Origin of the sequence: Spirosoma endophyticum (genome assembly GCF_900112365.1) — a bacterium.
Lineage (GTDB): Bacteria > Bacteroidota > Bacteroidia > Cytophagales > Spirosomataceae > Spirosoma > Spirosoma endophyticum.
The window spans coordinates 215097-232728 of sequence record NZ_FOLQ01000008.1 but is presented as its reverse complement, the minus strand read 5'-3'; the positions used below and the strand labels follow the sequence as shown (position 1 = coordinate 232728).

The window sequence follows — 17632 nt, the reverse complement described above, 5'->3', positions numbered from 1 at the left end:
AGCTTGATTATTTAGCCTCCACTATATCTTCCCAGCGGGTCGTAAACCATTTACTAAGGTACTTCTAATTCATGGGCCAAACGGGTTGTTGGGCTATAATGGAGAAATAGGGTCACAAAGAGGAAGAAGAAGTTAATTAATGGTTTGGTCATTACTGTAAAACCTAGAAGTTAATTAGTAGGCAAGCTGCTTAGATGTTTCATTCCTTTTGAGGTAGAGTGTCCTTACCCCGTTTTGTGAGCCAGTTTTGACTGGAGTTTAAGCCGCCTGTCGGTACTCAACAGGGGTCATAAATCTCAATGCCTGATGAGGTCGTTCCGTGTTATATTCCACCAACCAGGCATCCACCGCTCGGCGCACCTGCGCCAGACTACCGAACACGTTGGCGTTAAGCACTTCCCGCCTGAACGTACCATTGAACCTCTCAATATACGCATTCTGAGTGGGTTTACCCGGCTCGATCCAGTGCAGTACTACTTCATGCTCCTTACACCAGTCCTGCAAGTCTTGACTGATGAATTCGGGGCCGTTATCGCTCCGCAACCGCGTTGGTTTCCCATACTGTTCAACCAACTTATTCAACAGACGAAGCACCCGTTTGGCTGGTAAGGAGTAGTCCACCTCGATACCCAGAACCTCCCGATTGTAGTCATCGATCACGTTCAGTGTACGGAACTTGCGCCCATCAGACAAGCCGTCAGAGGTAAAATCCAACGACCAGCAACCATTACAGGCCGTTGCTTTGGGCAGGGGCTGGCGGACTGATTCAGGCAACCGCTTTTTTAACTTGCGGGGCAAGGTCAATCCCGCTGAGCGGTATAATCGTCTGACCCGCTTGTGATTAGCTGTCTCTCCCTGCTTGCGCAGTTTGTGGTGAATCTTGAGCAAACCCCAGTGTTTGTAGCGTTTGGCCATTTGCTTGATCCGCTTTTGGAGAGCCACGTCTTTTTCTTTGACGGCTACTGGCTCTCTCAGAGCATTCCGGCCGCACGGGCGGCCCCGTCAGGCCCACCCAGCGACAGGCTTTACGTTGGCTGATGCGCTTTTCAGCGATCATCCACCTGACCAACGCCCGTCGCCCGGTCGGCCCTACCACTTTTTTAGCAGAGCCTCCTTTGTGATTTCGTGTTGCAAGCTCAGTTCTGCGTACATCTTTTTCAATCGCCGATTCTCTTCTTCAAGGTCTTTCAGACGCTTGACTTCTGAAACTTGCATACCACCGTACTTGGCTTTCCAGTTGTAAAATGTGGCTTCGCTCACGCCGTGTTCGCGCGTGATTTGAGCGACGGTCTGGCCGCTGTCCTGCTGTTTGAGAATCGCTACGATCTGTGATTCAGAGAATTTTCCTGCTTTCATTTCCCTTTTGTCTGACAGTGAAAGTTAGTTTTTTTACTCTACTTTTCACTGGCTCACTTTCAGGGGATCAGGACAAGAGGGCTGGCGGTTCGAACTCGCCAACTAACACTTGATTATCAACCACTTACAGCATCAAAGCAGTAAGTGATTTTTTATTCGCACACGATTTGCACAAGAAATTTAGCAGACAAGAAATCAGATCAAAAACTTATGGAGCGCACCGGATGCCGCACGATATAGAATTTGTTAGCTTCAATACAGGTGAATAATTTTTGTAATAAGATAGAGGTCTGATTAGTGTTGATTGACTTATCATTTTGAACATCTAGTAAACCTATTTTACATTTATTAACACCGACTAATAAATTTCTGGCGACTCTGGTGACTTATAGTACTTACAAAAGTCTAGTAAATAGCTTCACTTAAATAAGTTGTTGAGCATGAATACCCATCATTCTACACTAATAAATTCTATCATTTACACGCGGATTTTCATGGCCTACACTTAGCACAGGATTGAGCATGGCCTGCAAATCCTATCTCTACTTACCTCATAATAAGCGAATTAGGACTATAGCCTCATCTAAAAAAGGGTGCCCCCCTAACCGGCAAATACCTGATCCAGGAAATATAGCAAGGACGTCTTACCAATACCTATACCGTACTCATGTCATCGAATCAAAAGCTCACGCTTGTTACTATCTGTGATAATACCTTTGCCCTCTTACTGGCAACCCTGCTTAAATCGATTGAGGTCAATCTGCTCGAGCCTACCCAGTTTGATCTCTATTTAGTTGATGATGCTATTCGGTCTTCAACCAAAAACAAGCTTTTGGAAGCCATTAATCCAGCGGTCTTCTGTGTCCATTGGGTAACTATTGATGAGGCCCTGCCACCGGATATAGCCCTACCTATGGACCGATCAACGTTTCCCCGCAACGTTTTTGTACGGTTGTTCATTCCATATTTTATTCCCCAGCATCTAACTAAGGTCGTGTATCTGGATGTGGATATGATTGCTCATCAAGACATAACCTCTTTATGGAGTATTGACCTAGGCAACAACCTGCTGGGCGCCATTATTGACCGAGCCGAACGGGTTAGCAGTCCATGGAGTGGATACGGCAATTACCAGGCCTTAGGCTTGGAGGCTGATACGAAGATTTTCAACTCGGGTCTATTACTGATCAACCCTATCCTCTGGCGCCAGCAACAGATTACCCGGCGCGTCGTTCGTTGCATTGAGCAAAATGCTAAATATGCCGTGTTTCCTGACCAGTATGGGCTTAATGTTGTACTAGCCAACCAGTGGTTAGAGCTTGACAGGCGCTGGAACTGCTTTGCACAGTCTGAGGAAGTCAATCCCTATCTAATTCACTTTACAGGTACCAAGCCTATTTATACTTCCTATCAATTCAATAAAGCCTATCAGGAGGAATTTTATCATTATCTGCGCATGACCCCTTGGCATCACTACAGACCCGTTGCTGGTTGGCGACGGCTCCTGCTAAAGCAAACCCACAAGATGGCTAAGTGGTGCTATCGCCTAGTTTACCGGGTAACTGCGCTTAAAGGGTTTTTCGATGGCGGCCCAACCGACAAAAGGTATCAACAACGCCAGTCCACTTCCAGCGTTTATGGCCAGGAAGAGCAGAAATATGCCTGAGATGGAATCCAACTTTAGTTGCGGATAACTAGGGTAGGAACTCAGCACTCTTTCCTTCCTAACTCTCAACCAGCCATGAACCTCTAGTCCTTTACTGATGATGTCGTAGAAAAGCGACAAGCTTAAACCCGTTAAGTATTATTCTCAAGACGTAAATCATGATAAACGCATCTCGGTAAAGGATGGGTCTATTGCTAGTGTCTTAATCGGTTTCGTCCCAGCACTTGAACAAATGGGCTTCACTGAGGAGAAAGTTACTGACCTGTGAATTAGTTCGTAAAGAAGGCGACCTCCTTCTTACGGAAAAGACTTAAACCCCTTTTGGATTTGCCTCTAATAAACTAACTTGCTCTAAAACCGCTAATGATGACCAGGTCTTAATTCGTTATTGAATAGGAAATCCCAACTCAATAGTATGCTCTTTAAATAAATGGATTAACTACCTAATAATTATATTGCTCAGTGTCCCAGCTTACTCGTTACCTGATTATATTCCTGCTCAAGATCAAGCATAAAACTCTCTTTTTTTCTTTGCCATAAGTGGTAAGTAGGCTATTATATAAGTAAAAGGTTAGTAGGAACTGTTCTACGTCGCTGCCAAATCCAAATTCAGAGAATTCTCAGCAACTTAACTGAAATGAATATATACCTTATTGGGTATAGAAATACATGTATGTTTTCTCATAGCGCCAACATTGAAATGATTCTACGCACAACGCACTTACTCTTTGCCGTTTCATAAGCTGATTGCAGTATAGCGAACGCCTGCGCCGATCCGCCTTTATCCGGGTGATGCACCTTCACTTTCTCCTTATAAGCCGCTCGAATAGTCTCCCAACTGGCCGTTAGCATAACGCCCGTGATTGTCCACCAACCCGGCTCTGTAGCCGTTTTGGGTAAGGCTTTAAACCCAGCGAACGTCCGCTTCAACATCTGACTCACGCCCCAGCGATCTATGCCGCGCATCGCGTCGATGGTCAGCCCAATGGCCCGGATGTTATCCGAAATGTTGAACCATTTATCATAGGCAATGACAACCTGTTTCCCTTCATAGAGAAAATATACCGCTACACCAGTAGCATCGGTTCGGAGCTGAAAGGATCGGGGTAGTCCATCATTACGTAAGACGGCATAGCTGGAGATAATGATCTGTGAACCACCCAGCACTCAATCTGGCGAAGCAGATCATCACGGGATTCAGCCAGCGACAAACCAAAACGGGAAGACTGAGGAAACTTGGTTCGGGGGTAGCCAACAGACCATTGGAGAGGAAACGATTGGATCATGATAGCCAGGTGTTTTGAACATTTCCAACAGGATATAAAAAGATTCGATTACCAGCGTGACTTTTGATATGTTGAGCGGTCTACGTGCCTAGAATATGACATTACAGGCCCGGGTACATACGGGGGTTTTGTTTTAAAGCGACAGGAAGCGCCAGTCTTTTTCGCAAATCCATCCCCATCCATTTTTCGTATCTGTTGCTAAATCCATTAGCCCATCATCACCTTAAAAATATGTTAGAAACAGAAGCTCTCCTGCTAGGTGCAACAATATTACTTTTTGGCCTGACCTACCTTAATTACGTTCGCTTCACCCGGATACACAGACAGCTACAAAGGCAGCGGAAACAGGCCGATCATTATCTTTGCGAAACGCAAAAGCGCTATTTCGAATCGATAGCTTATAATCAAAAAGCCTTGAAGGCTCGAAACGATGCCTACAAAGAAGCGGAGCAAATCGCGTCCTTCTGGTCAGCGGAACGCCTGAACTAATAATAGTCGACGCTGACTATCTCGAAGATTTTCTCCCGTCATACAGACATCCCATACCATAGGCTGAGTCTCATTTTGAATGGCTACATCCACGTCAGTATTCACCCTCCCATTCACTCAAAAAGGGCACAGGCTATCCTATGATATCCTTAGCCGTGGCTGAATAAGATTTTGATACAAAGTACTCCCAACTTATTAAGCAACTGATTAGTCGCTGCGTAGATTTGCGGCCGGAGCAGCTTTTCAGGCAAACTAGCCCCTCATGATGGAGCCTGAAATTCCCCTGGAGCAGATAAACGCGATGATGTCATCCGAAGGGCTGACTAACCATCACGTAGAGTTCTATTTATTTACAATCACGGGCTATCTCTATGACGTAGCTCAGGCAGCAGCCCGGAAATGGGGCGATGAAGCCAGTCTGGTAGAGCATGGTATATTCTACCAGATCACGCCCAATACCGATGACGACGGCTTTTTTACCTGGTACTGTGAGGTAAGACCTTACCACCAATTCTTTAAAACCGTTGACAGTGCGGTTCTGCACTTTGTTTTTTACTGGACGCTGTGGGATAAGGACTTTAGAAATGAGTGAGTCTAAACTTATTGGGAACGGATACCACTCCATTTCGATAATGCCCCGAACTGCGCTCCTCTAGGGGCTTTTCTTTACCAACCTTTCTGTTTTGACTTAATACGTTAGCGTTTCCCTGGACCTCATAGTAAAGAGCGAGGAATATGGCTGGCATTATTCTTCATGTTTTCCTGTTGTCTACTTGTACCGGTCGGCAACGACTTTTGACTATGAGCGAATCAACCTACACTGAAATACCCGATACGTCCGACAGTACCTATTGGGAATCAAATTCTAAAACTGGTAATGTACGCAGTACGACGTTTATCCCAAGAGATAAAGAGCTGCACCTTAGGCTCAAGAAAAAAGCCTGGGCTGTTATTCAGGCTGGCCTGACCAAGCGAAATCGGAAAGGCTCCAGCTCCTAGAATAATCCGACGGTAGGGATTGTTACTGTAGGGGTCCCCGGCAAAGCCCTGTGAGCTCAAATCAGCTTTATAGCGCAAGGATCTTCCAGATTACAAGCTGAGCCATTAAAGGTCAGTATGCCGCGAAAATCGCATGTATGAGCGTTAAACGTATTGCCCCTCATGATAAGGGGCAATACTATATCATTGAGCTAGACAAGTTGGACTGATAAATCCGCGTCAGTGACGACTATCTGTTTTAAATTTATGGGCCTATGCTTTCCTATTGAATCTACTCAACAGGCTGATACGTATTTATGAGATCAACGTCGACTGATACATGAGGAAGCTAAAGCTATCGCCCAAAAAATTGACCGCCCACCAACAAGCGGCTCTTGTTCGCCTGTCAAGTCTAGACAATTACTCGTACTTGCATATGAATGACGGCAAAGCGCATCTGTTTCCGGCCACACTGGCTCAATATGAAAGTCAATTACCTACCTTTATCCGCATTCATCGGCGGCATCTTATCAACCTGGATTATGTCCAGGAAGCTGTCAAAACCAACTCCAGGCAGGCTCACGTAACGATGCTGTCGGGCGAGAAGCTGCCCATTGCCAAGCGCCGGATTACGGATGTTATACCTCAATTGAATCTGGCATTAAGTAGCCGATGTTGGCAAACAAGGCAAGATTAGTTCCAGCGTTCAGCTTACCAGAAGGAAGCGATGCGCTCCGTTTCTTGTCTCGTACCACTGCTGCGCTCTATTATACAGTTCTTCAATCTCCCGGTACTGGGCCCGAGTTTGTTTTAAGAATCGAGCGGGTGTAGTTGACATAGACCAACACCGCCAGTATCATCGTGCCACCTAGTATTACTGTTTCTACAACTGACATCGTTTTATTGCTTGAATGTAAGGTGCTCAAAAGGAAATACTTTGGCAAAAAACAGCTATTACTCGCTTGAGTAATGGCTAGTTATATTCCTATTGTGTACATCACACTGAGCAGAACCAGTGAATTAGCCTTCTGGCATTACTAGTGAGGCTACAGGCGAGGATAATATCGTGTCTTGAATTAAGTTTATGCTTCAACTGATTTAGCCAAAAGCCACTAGTAATTCATTAATCCCGTACTTAAACCGCATAGTGGCCGGTGAATCCAGTGGAATTACTTTAGCCGGGCAATTACCCAGCAGGTTTGGCAGTATTACCTCTAAAAAGTGCATGAGTTGAGGCTGGCCATCCAGCTTGACCAGATCGACCGACTTAAACCAAGAGATGTCAATAAGCTGAGCGGCTTTACGATTCGGGTGACGGGGGTAGCTCACGAAAGCTTTTTGCTGATCAGGGGTTATGAAATGAACGCAGATCTGCTGCGGGGTATCCACAAAAGTAGGGTATGAGTACTGGTAAATACCGGGAAGAGGATGCGTAGAAAATAATTTCATAGAGTTTATTTAAGTGACCTGTATCAAATATACTTATGTACTCTTAATCAAGAGTAGTTATTTATTATTTGGTTATATAAGGCAAAAATAAAATATTTAGCGCATAAATATTGACTTTACAGTAACATAACGTAGCAAATTTAGTCTATAAGACAGGATGGGCCAGATAAGCGTCTGCTACAAAAGAAGTAAATTAGCTACCTATTCTTTTCCTACTTCTCAACCTACCTATTTATGGCCAATGAAATCAATATTGGCGACCGGGTTGAGGTAACTAGCATCCAGAAAGGCGGCTTTTTTATCGGCCGTTATCAGGCCACGGTGATTTACCGGATTAGCCGCAATCGGATCAAAGTCAGAGACGATATGGACGGAGAGTACACCGTTTACTTCACAAATGTCAAAAAACTTGCTTAGACAGTCTCCCAAACGGGCCTTGCACGAGAAGCCATTATACCATTACATTCTTAATCCAGTTAGCTTGGAGTCCATAATTCATTCCGGCGATACGCTCTATTTACTGGCTGGGTTGACTAGGACGTTTCAGAAAGACGCGGCTTAGCCCGAACGCATAGGAGTCGATAAACAAAACAGCCATCACTCAGGCAAGTAATGGCTGTTGGGAGGATATGAAGTAAATAGTTCTGCTATTCTAGAAAAACTACTCAAAAAGTCTGGTAGCCAAAACAATGAGCTTATGGGCCAACCAAAACAGCCACTCCCCAATGGAGAGTAGCTGTAAAACGATTCTCTTTTTCTAATTACTCTTTCCCGTTCTTCTTTATGTCCTCACTTGCTGAAGTACTCCGGCTTATCAGCATCGGTGTTGTTGGTAGTGGTGATTTCTCCGCCACTGCCACCCACCAGCGTGGCGGTGACGCTCACACTGCCCTTGGTTTGACCCGGTGTTAAGGTACAACTTAGCCCTATGGAGAGTTTACCGCCCGGGGTGTGAACAACTGATAAAAAGGAATAAACAATAATCTATTGATCGACTCAAGGCCAATAAAGAAATTGCTACGGCGGCACTACGTTGTTTTAGGCCTTAACGAGTCAAATTCGCGCTACTCCATCTCTGCAATAATGAATATGACCTCCCTGATTAAATTAAAAAAGCCAGCTCCTTAAGGAACTGGCTTGTAAAGTTGGCGCATCCACGCCCTAATCTAGCTTTTGCGTGAACTATAAAACGGCCGGTGGAAAAAATATTGTAGCCAATTCCGGGATACTGAAGGCTGTTTCAGATCCCTTGGTGCTTCACTCACTGTGCTGGATACAGAATTGAGCTGAGTGCGGTACTGTTTGAGATTTGCTTTATTCCCTCTTTGAGTCGTTTTCATAACTATGTAGCTCAAGTATGCTAACTATTTTCTACCAAGTGCTCACCGCTACGCTGGCTGGCTTAACCGCTGTCCGACCCGTGGACGAATCGATTGCCACCTGAGCCATGACCTTGTAGAATCCTTTGACTACTTCTTCAATCCGTTTCCAGCCTTCCTCACTACGCAGATCCAGCCCAATCATAGGACGGTCGTTTTGAGCCTGAATGGTTAGAAAAGATAAAGCGCCTAATATCACGGCTGAAGTAGCTTGATGATCTCCCCCTTCGACAAAAGCCAGTTGATTAACCAACCGGATCAGTTCCGTATCCAGGCTACTGCTAACTACGTCGTTCAGTGAATCTTTCTCCTGAACGGTAGCCTTGAGTAATTCACGAGAAGCTCGTGATGCCCGTAGCTGGCGAAAAAGTTGCAGGGATTGATTAGACCAGACAGAGGCTAATTCTCCTGGTTGAAAGGGTTGAATTTGTTCCAGCCAGGCCGGCGTGTAATGAGGAACAATACGCCCCATTCGTACATAATACTCCAACAACCCTTCCAGGCCACCGAAATAGCGATAAATAAGGACTTTGCTTACCTGGGCCTTCTCGGCAATAGCACCAATAGCTACCCCCTCCAATCCATGTTCTGTTAGCACTTGTTCCAACGCGTCCACAATACGTTGGGTAGTAGCGACTCTATTGCGATGCTGTTTTTCCATATTAGTTTGCAATACGTTGATAACGTTATCCTACTAGACTCAATAGTTTTCGAATAGTCACTTTTTTGATACTATTTTTTTTGATATATTTATGATTAACAGGGGTACACCTCCCCTAAGTGACGGAAATCTCATATTCAACCATTTAGTTAGTATAGTTTATACCCTTGTGCTGTGCCTGAATTTTAGACTTTACGTGGCTGAACAAAGAGTCCTCCCTGGCGCCGTGATTTAAATTAACGCGATATCACTGTTGTATATCAGTTTCTGAAGTATCGTTCTGGCGTTCGATAGCGAGTAAACTAAAAGAGTCCTCCACCAATAGCGAGGAGCGAATGGAAGAAGTGACACGTGACTTTTTGTAGCTGAGTTTCTTATCGCTAACTTAAGCACCATGAAACTAACCTGGACATTCTATAAAGCTGACCAATCCATTACGCTGACGGTTATTTACGTTGCCAGCCTCGACACCCAGAACTTGCTTTCTGGTGGTTATCTTGACATTGATGCGAATACCGCTTACGTGAACTGGGAAACCTTCAAGCGCTTCAATAGCAAGTTAGTAGCGGAACGTAAAGACGCGTTCGGGATGCTACAAAGGTTGCCTGATAACATGGAATATCGCGACGAGCGTTTGTTATACGTAGCAAACGACAGTGAATTCGGTCCGCATTATACCAGTCCTACTGCAACTACAGAACCCGATACACCAACGCCGGAGTGGACAGACCAACAAGTCAGGCAGGCATTTGCCGAATTCGAGCATATTCCCATACCCCGTTATGTTGATTAAAAGCCTTTCGTAGTCCGAAAAGCGTGAAACGTCTTCGAATTTCCCCTCACTAAATACGGGAAAATCCCCGTTGCCTGCCGTATCTATTTTGCTCTATTTTGGATGATTCACCAATTAATAGCTTGATATCAATGTTGTTTCAAGCTACTAATACCTATCCACGATACGTATGGCTATTACGCAATTATCCCAACTAGATTTACGGTCCTTGAAGCCGCCAGGCAACTACCATCCGTCACCCGTCGCCTGGGAAGACCATGTATTTTATTTCCTGTTGATCGACCGCTTCTCCGACAATAATGAAGCAGGCTACATGGATATAGCCGGGATCACGGTAACCACTGGTTCGAGCTCCGTCTTCACACCAGCCGATAGCAGGAATGCCATACAGAATAAAGCAGATGCAGCGGAATGGCGAGCGGCCGGGGGAAAATACGTAGGCGGAAACCTAAAAGGGTTGACCAGCAAGATTGGCTATCTTAAGCGCATGGGTATCACGGCCATCTGGGTTAGTCCTGTGCTTAAACAAGTGCATTTTCAGGAAACCTATCATGGGTATGGTATACAGGACTTTCTTCAGGTCAATCCACAGTTTGGCACGGACCAGGATTTCAAAGACTTGGTAAAAATCGCTCACGATCATGGCATCTATGTAATCCTGGATATCATTCTTAACCATGTCGGGGATATTTTCAGCTACGATCCTACCCGTCAGCCCAACTATCAGACGGATAGCCATTTTGATCCCCGCTGGGACAGAAATCCTTATCCGGTACTGGGATTCAATGACCCGGCGGGTAATCCTACCATTCCTTTTGTACGTACTGATCCGGCTAATCCAGCGGGTTTTCCGGATCAAAACGGAGCGATCTGGCCGGTCGAGTTTCAGAACCCTGGTTATTACACCCAAAAGGGACGTATCACCAACTTTGACTATGACCCCGAGTTTCGGGAGGGAGATTTCTTCGACCTCAAGGATGTAAATCATGGCGCAGGCGATGTCGATACTTACCTCCCTTCTCAGGCACTTCAGGATTTAGCCGAAGTCTATAAATATTGGATTGCCTTTGCAGATATTGATGGTTTTCGCATTGATACAGTGAAGCATATGGACCTGGGAGCCACTCGTTTCTTCACGTCGGCCATGCATGAATTTGCGCAAAGTATTGGCAAGGACAATCTCCTGCTTACCGGTGAGATCACTGGAGGCCGGGAGTTTGCGTTTAACACGATGCAACTAACAGGGCTGAACGCAGCATTAGGCATTGCCGACATCCCTGGCAAACTGGAATTCCTGGTCAAAGGCGTCAGTGATCCCAATGAGTATTTCAGCCTTTTTCGCAATTCTGAATTAATCGGGAAAGGCACGCACACCTGGTTTCGGAATAAAGTGGTTACCTTTTTCAATGACCATGATCAGGTTGGACGAGACCCTAAAGAACGATTTTGTGCTAACCCCAGCCATGCGAAACTGGTACTCAATGCGCTGGCACTCAACGTAGCAACGCTTGGCATTCCCTGTATCTATTACGGCACTGAGCAGCGTTTCAACGGACACGGTGGAGGAGATGGCGGAGACCGTTACATCCGCGAGGCCATGTTTGGCGGCAGCTTTGGCTCTTATGAAAGCGAGGGTGTGCACTTTTTCGATGAGGATAGCCCAGTTTATCAGGAGCTGGCTAAAATCATTCAGTTTCGAAAAGACAATGCCGCGCTACGTAGGGGACGTCAATACCTGCGACCAATTTCCGGCGATGGTCAGCACTTTGGTTTACCGACGTTGCTTGGTGGCCAAATTCACTCTATTGTTCCCTGGTCCCGAATTTTGAGCGAAACAGAGATTCTCCTGGCGATTAATACAGACCCGGATAATGCCAAAACTGCCTGGGTTACGGTTGACAACTCGCTTCATAAACAAGGTAACGTACTAACTTGCTTATATTCAACAGATCCAGGACAGATCGGCACACAGGTACAACTTGAGCCCAGAAATGGCTTATCGGTACAACTAACCGTCTCAGCCGCCGGCTTCGTCGTTTTCGGATAGGACACGTAGTAGTCAACGCTTCAGGCTAAATTTCCTATAACGGAAAATCTCTCACAGGTAACTGATGGCCAGCTACTTGTGAGAGATTTTCCGTTTTAATGGCTAACTACCGGATAGTACTCGTTACACCTTGCTTTCTGGATACATTTTCTTGTGATTCGCCACCAGAATCGCATACTGCTCCGGCGTTAGGATAGGTTTGTAATTATGTACTTTCTCGGTCTCGATGGCGATGGCGAGAACCCTTAATTTCTGCTGACTCATTCCCGACGCTTTCAGTTTCTTGACGCCGTCGTTATACTTGACCGTAGCGTTGGTAATCACCTCTTTGGCCTTCGGCAGTTGCGCATCGGTCAGTTTAAGCCGCTGCTTATCAGCCTTTAGCACCGATTTGACAATCATACCAATTGTGACGCCATTGTTAAGAAAAACAAACTTTTCATTCTCTACCGATGCTGGCGCTGGCGTCTGCGCAAACGTCAGCGAGAAGAAGCTAAACAAAAGTCCTGTGGCTAGGATGATGATTTTCATTTGAGTTGTTTTAAGAGTACGTTCAAGCCCAGCCAATATACTATTATTTCGCATTGGCTGCGGCCTGGCTTTTTTGGCGAGCTTAGTTTCTACAAGTATCGGCAAGGCCAAAATAACAAACGAGGCTTCCTGAAGCCTCGTTTGTATTCAAATTAAACCCCGGTAGTAGAATTAATACCCGGCATTCTGCGGGAACGTGGTCTTGTTATTATAAACGTCAATTTCCGACTGTGGGATTGGGTAAACGACGCGATAATCGGGCATCGTAATACCCGTTACTTTGATGGCGGCAACCGCAGTTCCAGTACGTATCAGATCGAACCACCGGTCACTCTCCAAGGCCAACTCCAGGCGACGTTCGTTTATTACCGCGGATTGGAAAGCTTCTTTCGTAGCAAGCTGAGCCGCCGTATAATTGGCAACACCCGCCCGGGTCCGCACCCGATTCAGCACAGTAAAGGCCTCGCCACCCGCCTGATAACCAACGCCGTTCAACGCTTCGGCATACAGCAACAATATGTCGGCATAACGTAGCACCGGGAAATCGTTTCCTACGTCGCTCGTTGCCGATAGTTCGTCGTAGTACTTCCTCGGCACAGAATTGATGCTGGTAGGCACCGGGATCATGACCGTTAACGGTAGCCGCTTGTCACCCGCTGGGTAAGCGGCCCGCAACGATGGCTCGATAGGATCGCCAATGCTGGTACCGAACCACGAACCGTGTCCCTCCCCCAGTAAACCGCCTTTCTTGAACTTCACCGAAAATAAAAGTTCTGCGTTGTTTTTATTGGTCACGAGAAATACGTCGGCAATGTTAGGGAGTAACTGGTACGTAGTTCCATTTACCAGATCCTTTAACGTAGTCACGGCCAGATCATATTTCTTTTCTGTCACGTAGACCTTACCCAGCAAGCCTTTGGCGGACCCGGAGGTTGCCCGGCCAACGTCGTTACCGGTGTAGCTAACGGGCAAACCAGCCGCAGCCGCCGTCAGGTCTTTTTCGATAGCGGCATAAATATCAGTTATCTCGTTGCGCGAATACGAACGGGCATCCGTCGTGGTACCAGCCGTTAACACGAGTGGCACTTTGCCCCACAAACGAACCAGATTGAAGTACGAAAGCGCCCGAATAAACTGAGCTTCTCCTTTATAGCGCGCTTTCAACGTAGCGTCCATGGCGACGGCGTCAATCTTGTCCAGAATCAGATTACAGCGATTGATACCGGTGTACAAACTACCCCACGTATCGCGCAGGACGCTGTTCGTCGTTGGCTCAATAAAGCGGTCGATATTATAGCGCAAGCCCGAACCCGACGATGGATCATTGTCCAGCACATTGTCACTTCGGGTCTCAATAATCGTGTTATAATCGCCACCATACTGAGTTGAACTTTGCAAGGCGTCGTACGCTCCGTTAACCGCGTTACCAAAGTCATTGGCGGTTTTATAAAAGTTATCGACGTTCGGCTGCGACAGGGGTTTCAGTTCCAGAAAATCTTTCTGGCAGGCGGTCAGGCCCAGGATGACTGCAAAAAGTATCGTTATTTTTTTCATGGCTGTTTAGAAGGATAAGTTTAGACCAACCGACGTAGTACGGGGCAGCGGATACGTACCATAATCCTCACCCGACGACAGCGCACTGTCGGGGCGACTGTTTACCTCGGGGTTGTAGCCCAGGTATTTGGTAAACGTAAACGGATTTTGGGTGGTCACGTAGATACGCGCCCGACTCAAACGCAGCTTCTGCAACAAGGCCGTTGGCAGGGTATAGCCCAGCGTAATGGTACGAATACGGACGTAGGAGCCGCTTTCGATATGCCAGGTCGAGATTTCGCCGTTCGAGCCCGAAGCCAGGCGGTTGGCCCGGTTAACCAGGCCATTGCCCGGATTTTCGGGTGATTGCCAGCGATCCAGTGCGCCTTTGAACAGGTTGCCGTTCCCCTCCATATTATACACGTATCGACGTAGCAGATTCAGGATTTTATGCCCCTGAACGCCCTGAATGGCAAAGCTCAGGTCGAAGCCCCGATAGGCGAAGTTGTTGGTAAACCCAAACGTGTATTTCGGGAAGTAGCTACCCGTAATGGTCCGGTCGCTGTTGAAATCAATTTTCCCATCTGGTTTTCCATCTGGCCCACCAGCAACGTCGCGAAATTTAAAATCACCGGGCCGGGTGGTCGCCGTATGCGGATACGCATCAATTTCGGCCTGATTTTTAAAGACGCCGTCATTGATCATCGTGTAATATTCGCCGATCGGGTGACCAAGCTGCGTGATGAATTGCGCTCCGGCAACACCACCCGCAACAATAATTGGATCACCGGAAGGCCCGAGTGCGATTACTTTGTTGCGGTTAGCAGCGATGTTCGCACTGGCATCCCACCGGAACCGGCCAAACGTTTGATGCGTCCCTACAGTAAACTCAATCCCCTGGTTGTTCACTTTACCGATGTTCTGCAATTCGGTGCTGAAGCCCGACGCCCGCGGCACGGGTACGTTCAGCAGCAGGTCAGACGTATTGGCATTGTAATAATCGACCGTCAAATTCAGGTGGTTGCGAAAGAAACTTACATCGAAACCAATATCGAACATGGCCGTTTTTTCCCACCTCAGTTTGTCATTGGCCGAGTTGCCCGGTGCCAGCCCGCTCACAATAGTTTCGTTACCAAGAATGTAGTTCTGGTAATTAAGCAGACTCACCGAACCATAGTTTGGAATCTGGAAATTACCCGTTAAGCCATAACTGGCCCGCAGTTTCAGATCACTCAGCCACGTAACGGGTTTTAGAAACGATTCCTGCGATATATTCCAGCCACCCGACACCGAGGGGAAATACCCATAGCGGTTATTACGTCCGAAGCGCGATGACCCATCGGCCCGTACGGCTGCCGACAGCAGATATTTTCCGTTGTAATCGTACTGAACCCGACCCAGATAGGACAGCAACGACCACTCCTGAACGTCGGAACTACCCGACGAAACCTGACCGGCATTGAGCGTGTACACCAGATCGTTCGGAAAGTTGGTGGCCGTAAGTTCGTTCGCCACCCGGCGATCTTTCTGCGAAGAGAAACCCGCCAGCGCCGAAACGGTATGCAGCCCGAACGAATGGTTGTAGTTCAGGGTGTTTTCAACCAGCCAGTCTACGAAGTTCTGTGCTCTGGAAAAGCCCGTTGGTGTTGAAGCGCCCTTACGATCGCGAATTTCGAGCGTCGATGGCCGGTAATAATCCCGTTGAAACGTATTGATATCAGTGCCTAGGCTTAGTCGGTAAGATAAATCTTTCGTGATGTTGTACTGCGCATAAACGTTTCCGAGTACGCGAAGCTGGCTCATTTTATCACTGACCTGATTGGCAATGGCTACCGGATTCAGGATCGACGTAGCCCCATATCCCCAGCCATTATTACCGAAATTATACGTACCGTCGGCATTGTAGACCGGGAAAATAGGGGCCGACTGCAACGCCAGGCCCACCACGCCCTCGCCCAGATAGGGCCCTTCGGCCTTTACCAGGTCATGGTACGAATACGTTGGATTGAGGTTGATACCCGCCGTTAATTTGCCGACTTTAACCTCTACGTTGGCTCGAGCACCGTAGCGCTTAAAACCGGAACTGATCACGACACCCCGCTGATTGAGGTAGTTACCGGATACGTAGTATTTAACGTTGTCCTTACCGCCCGAAATAGACAAGGTATGATTCTGGATAGTCGCCGAGCGAAAAATAGCATCCTGCCAGTCGGTATTGGTCAGGCCGGGCGTGCCGGAAAGATAGGGCACGATTTCGGGCTGGATGAGCGTACTTGGTGCGCCCACGCCTGCATTCCGGATCGTGTTCGAATCGGTTGGTTTTCCCGTCGGATTTCGGTCGATATAGGCGTTGTTTTTGGCTTCGTAACTCAGTTGTGAATACTGATAGGCATCGAGCAGGTCAATCTTTTTCGTTACCTGCTGCACACCCACATACGAATCATAACTAACGAGGGTTTTGCCTTCTTTACCGCGTTTGGTTGTCAACAGTACGACGCCGTTGGAGCCCCGTGAACCGTAAATCGCCGACGCTGAGGCATCTTTCAACACCTCAATGCTTTCGATGTCATCGGTATTGATCGTACTCATTACGTTGATCGGGTTGTCGGGAAACTGCGTATTCGTGCTACCCGTCGCGTATTTGGTATCCCGGGAAAGCGGAATACCGTCGATAACATACAACGGATCATTACCCGCGCTGATCGAACCGGTTCCCCGTACTCGGATGGATAAAGCGGCACCCGGCGCGCCCGACGTTTGCGACACCTGCACCCCGGCAATTTTTGCGGCCAGTGCCTGATCGAAGCTGGCCACAGGCTGGTTTGCCAAATCTTTTGCTTTGACCGAGCCGATGGCCGTTGTAATGTCGCGTCGGTTCTGCACCCCGTAACCCACCACGACAACCTCACTCAACGCATTGTCGGTAGCGGTTAATTGCGCGTTTACTACGTTCCGATTCCCTACGGCAATTTCAAGCGGCTGGTAACCGATAAACGAGAAGACAAGTATTTTTCCCGTTGCGGGTAAGCTGATCTGGTATTTACCCTGCGCATCGCTGGTGGCACCTACGTTGGTTCCTTTGACCTGCACCGTTGTACCGGCCAGCACATCGCCGTTGGCACCATCTGTCACCGTACCGGTGATCGTTGTTTGAGCATGGCTGAGCTGAGCTGTTAGAATAAACAGGCTCATCAGCAACCATCGTCCATACCCTTTTCGGGCAGAATCTGGTAGCAAATAGTACATAGTAAGCTAGTTAAGTATGAGTATTAACACGCCCCTCTTATGAACAGAATTACTTATGACTTTTCTATACCATAAGGAGGCTTACAATATTACCGACATTCTATCAGTCCAGGTTTATTACTATTACTATTTGATTAACCAATTTTTAACATTTTACATAAGATCGCTTTCCGTGTACTAATAATTAATAATATTCTACCTAAAATACCAATTTTCTA

The 17632-nt window shown here is 47.1% G+C and carries 14 protein-coding genes and 1 pseudogene; 8 read left to right on the top strand and 7 right to left on the bottom strand.

The genetic code is table 11. The annotated features are described in order from the left end of the window. Positions 1–258 precede the first annotated feature (258 nt). Positions 259–1356: pseudogene (locus BM202_RS20620) on the bottom strand (IS3 family transposase). A gap of 667 nt (positions 1357–2023) precedes the next feature. On the opposite strand from BM202_RS20620, the gene BM202_RS20615 reads away from it, so the two are divergent. Next, entirely contained in the window at positions 2024–3022 is a 999-nt protein-coding gene (locus tag BM202_RS20615; protein ID WP_093829606.1) for a glycosyltransferase family 8 protein, read from the top strand. 681 nt (positions 3023–3703) lie between these two features. Here the strand turns inward: BM202_RS20615 and BM202_RS20610 are convergent. Beyond that, positions 3704–4189 carry a J domain-containing protein gene (locus BM202_RS20610; RefSeq protein ID WP_093829604.1) on the bottom strand — a complete coding sequence of 162 codons (486 nt, stop codon included), beginning with the start codon at positions 4187–4189 and terminating at the stop codon, positions 3704–3706. Between the two features lie 350 nt (positions 4190–4539). On the opposite strand from BM202_RS20610, the gene BM202_RS20605 reads away from it, so the two are divergent. The 4 genes from BM202_RS20605 to BM202_RS20590 all read left to right on the top strand — a co-directional run bounded on the left by BM202_RS20605 (position 4540) and on the right by BM202_RS20590 (position 6472). Next, a complete protein-coding gene (locus BM202_RS20605) occupies positions 4540–4797 on the top strand; it encodes a hypothetical protein (RefSeq protein ID WP_093829602.1) in 258 nt (85 codons plus the stop codon). A 262-nt stretch (positions 4798–5059) separates the two neighbouring features. After that, the gene (locus BM202_RS20600) at positions 5060–5389 is read left to right on the top strand and encodes a hypothetical protein (protein WP_093829600.1); all 330 of its coding nucleotides are present in this window, start codon (positions 5060–5062) and stop codon (positions 5387–5389) included. A gap of 209 nt (positions 5390–5598) precedes the next feature. Beyond that, on the top strand, positions 5599–5796 hold the full coding sequence (locus tag BM202_RS20595; RefSeq protein WP_093829598.1) for a hypothetical protein: 198 nt from the start codon (positions 5599–5601) through the stop codon (positions 5794–5796). Positions 5797–6115: 319 nt separating this feature from the next. Beyond that, positions 6116–6472, top strand: a complete 357-nt coding sequence (locus BM202_RS20590) for a LytR/AlgR family response regulator transcription factor (protein ID WP_093829596.1) — start codon at positions 6116–6118, stop codon at positions 6470–6472. Positions 6473–6873: 401 nt separating this feature from the next. Here the strand turns inward: BM202_RS20590 and BM202_RS20585 are convergent, their stop codons facing one another. Further along, positions 6874–7224: a hypothetical protein gene (locus tag BM202_RS20585; RefSeq protein ID WP_093829594.1), complete on the bottom strand. Its 351-nt coding sequence runs from the start codon at positions 7222–7224 to the stop codon at positions 6874–6876. Between the two features lie 234 nt (positions 7225–7458). Between BM202_RS20585 and BM202_RS20580 the strand changes: the two genes are divergently transcribed. After that, the gene (locus tag BM202_RS20580) at positions 7459–7641 is read left to right on the top strand and encodes a hypothetical protein (RefSeq protein WP_093829592.1); all 183 of its coding nucleotides are present in this window, start codon (positions 7459–7461) and stop codon (positions 7639–7641) included. A 954-nt stretch (positions 7642–8595) separates the two neighbouring features. Here BM202_RS20580 and BM202_RS20575 read toward each other — a convergent pair. Further along, the gene (locus BM202_RS20575) at positions 8596–9264 is read right to left on the bottom strand and encodes a TetR/AcrR family transcriptional regulator (protein WP_093829590.1); all 669 of its coding nucleotides are present in this window, start codon (positions 9262–9264) and stop codon (positions 8596–8598) included. A gap of 394 nt (positions 9265–9658) precedes the next feature. Between BM202_RS20575 and BM202_RS37320 the strand changes: the two genes are divergently transcribed. Beyond that, entirely contained in the window at positions 9659–10057 is a 399-nt protein-coding gene (locus BM202_RS37320) for a hypothetical protein (protein ID WP_177236637.1), read from the top strand. A gap of 169 nt (positions 10058–10226) precedes the next feature. Next, a complete protein-coding gene (locus tag BM202_RS20565; protein WP_093829588.1) occupies positions 10227–12104 on the top strand; it encodes an alpha-amylase family glycosyl hydrolase in 1878 nt (625 codons plus the stop codon). A gap of 123 nt (positions 12105–12227) precedes the next feature. On the opposite strand, the gene BM202_RS20560 is transcribed toward BM202_RS20565, so the two are convergent. The 3 genes from BM202_RS20560 to BM202_RS20550 all read right to left on the bottom strand — a co-directional run bounded on the left by BM202_RS20560 (position 12228) and on the right by BM202_RS20550 (position 17414). After that, positions 12228–12635, bottom strand: a complete 408-nt coding sequence (locus BM202_RS20560) for a hypothetical protein (protein ID WP_093829586.1) — start codon at positions 12633–12635, stop codon at positions 12228–12230. 171 nt (positions 12636–12806) lie between these two features. Further along, complete coding sequence (locus BM202_RS20555) at positions 12807–14189, bottom strand: RagB/SusD family nutrient uptake outer membrane protein (protein ID WP_093829584.1); 1383 nt, start codon at positions 14187–14189, stop codon at positions 12807–12809. Positions 14190–14195: 6 nt separating this feature from the next. Next, a complete protein-coding gene (locus tag BM202_RS20550) occupies positions 14196–17414 on the bottom strand; it encodes a SusC/RagA family TonB-linked outer membrane protein (RefSeq protein ID WP_093829582.1) in 3219 nt (1072 codons plus the stop codon). Positions 17415–17632 lie beyond the last annotated feature (218 nt).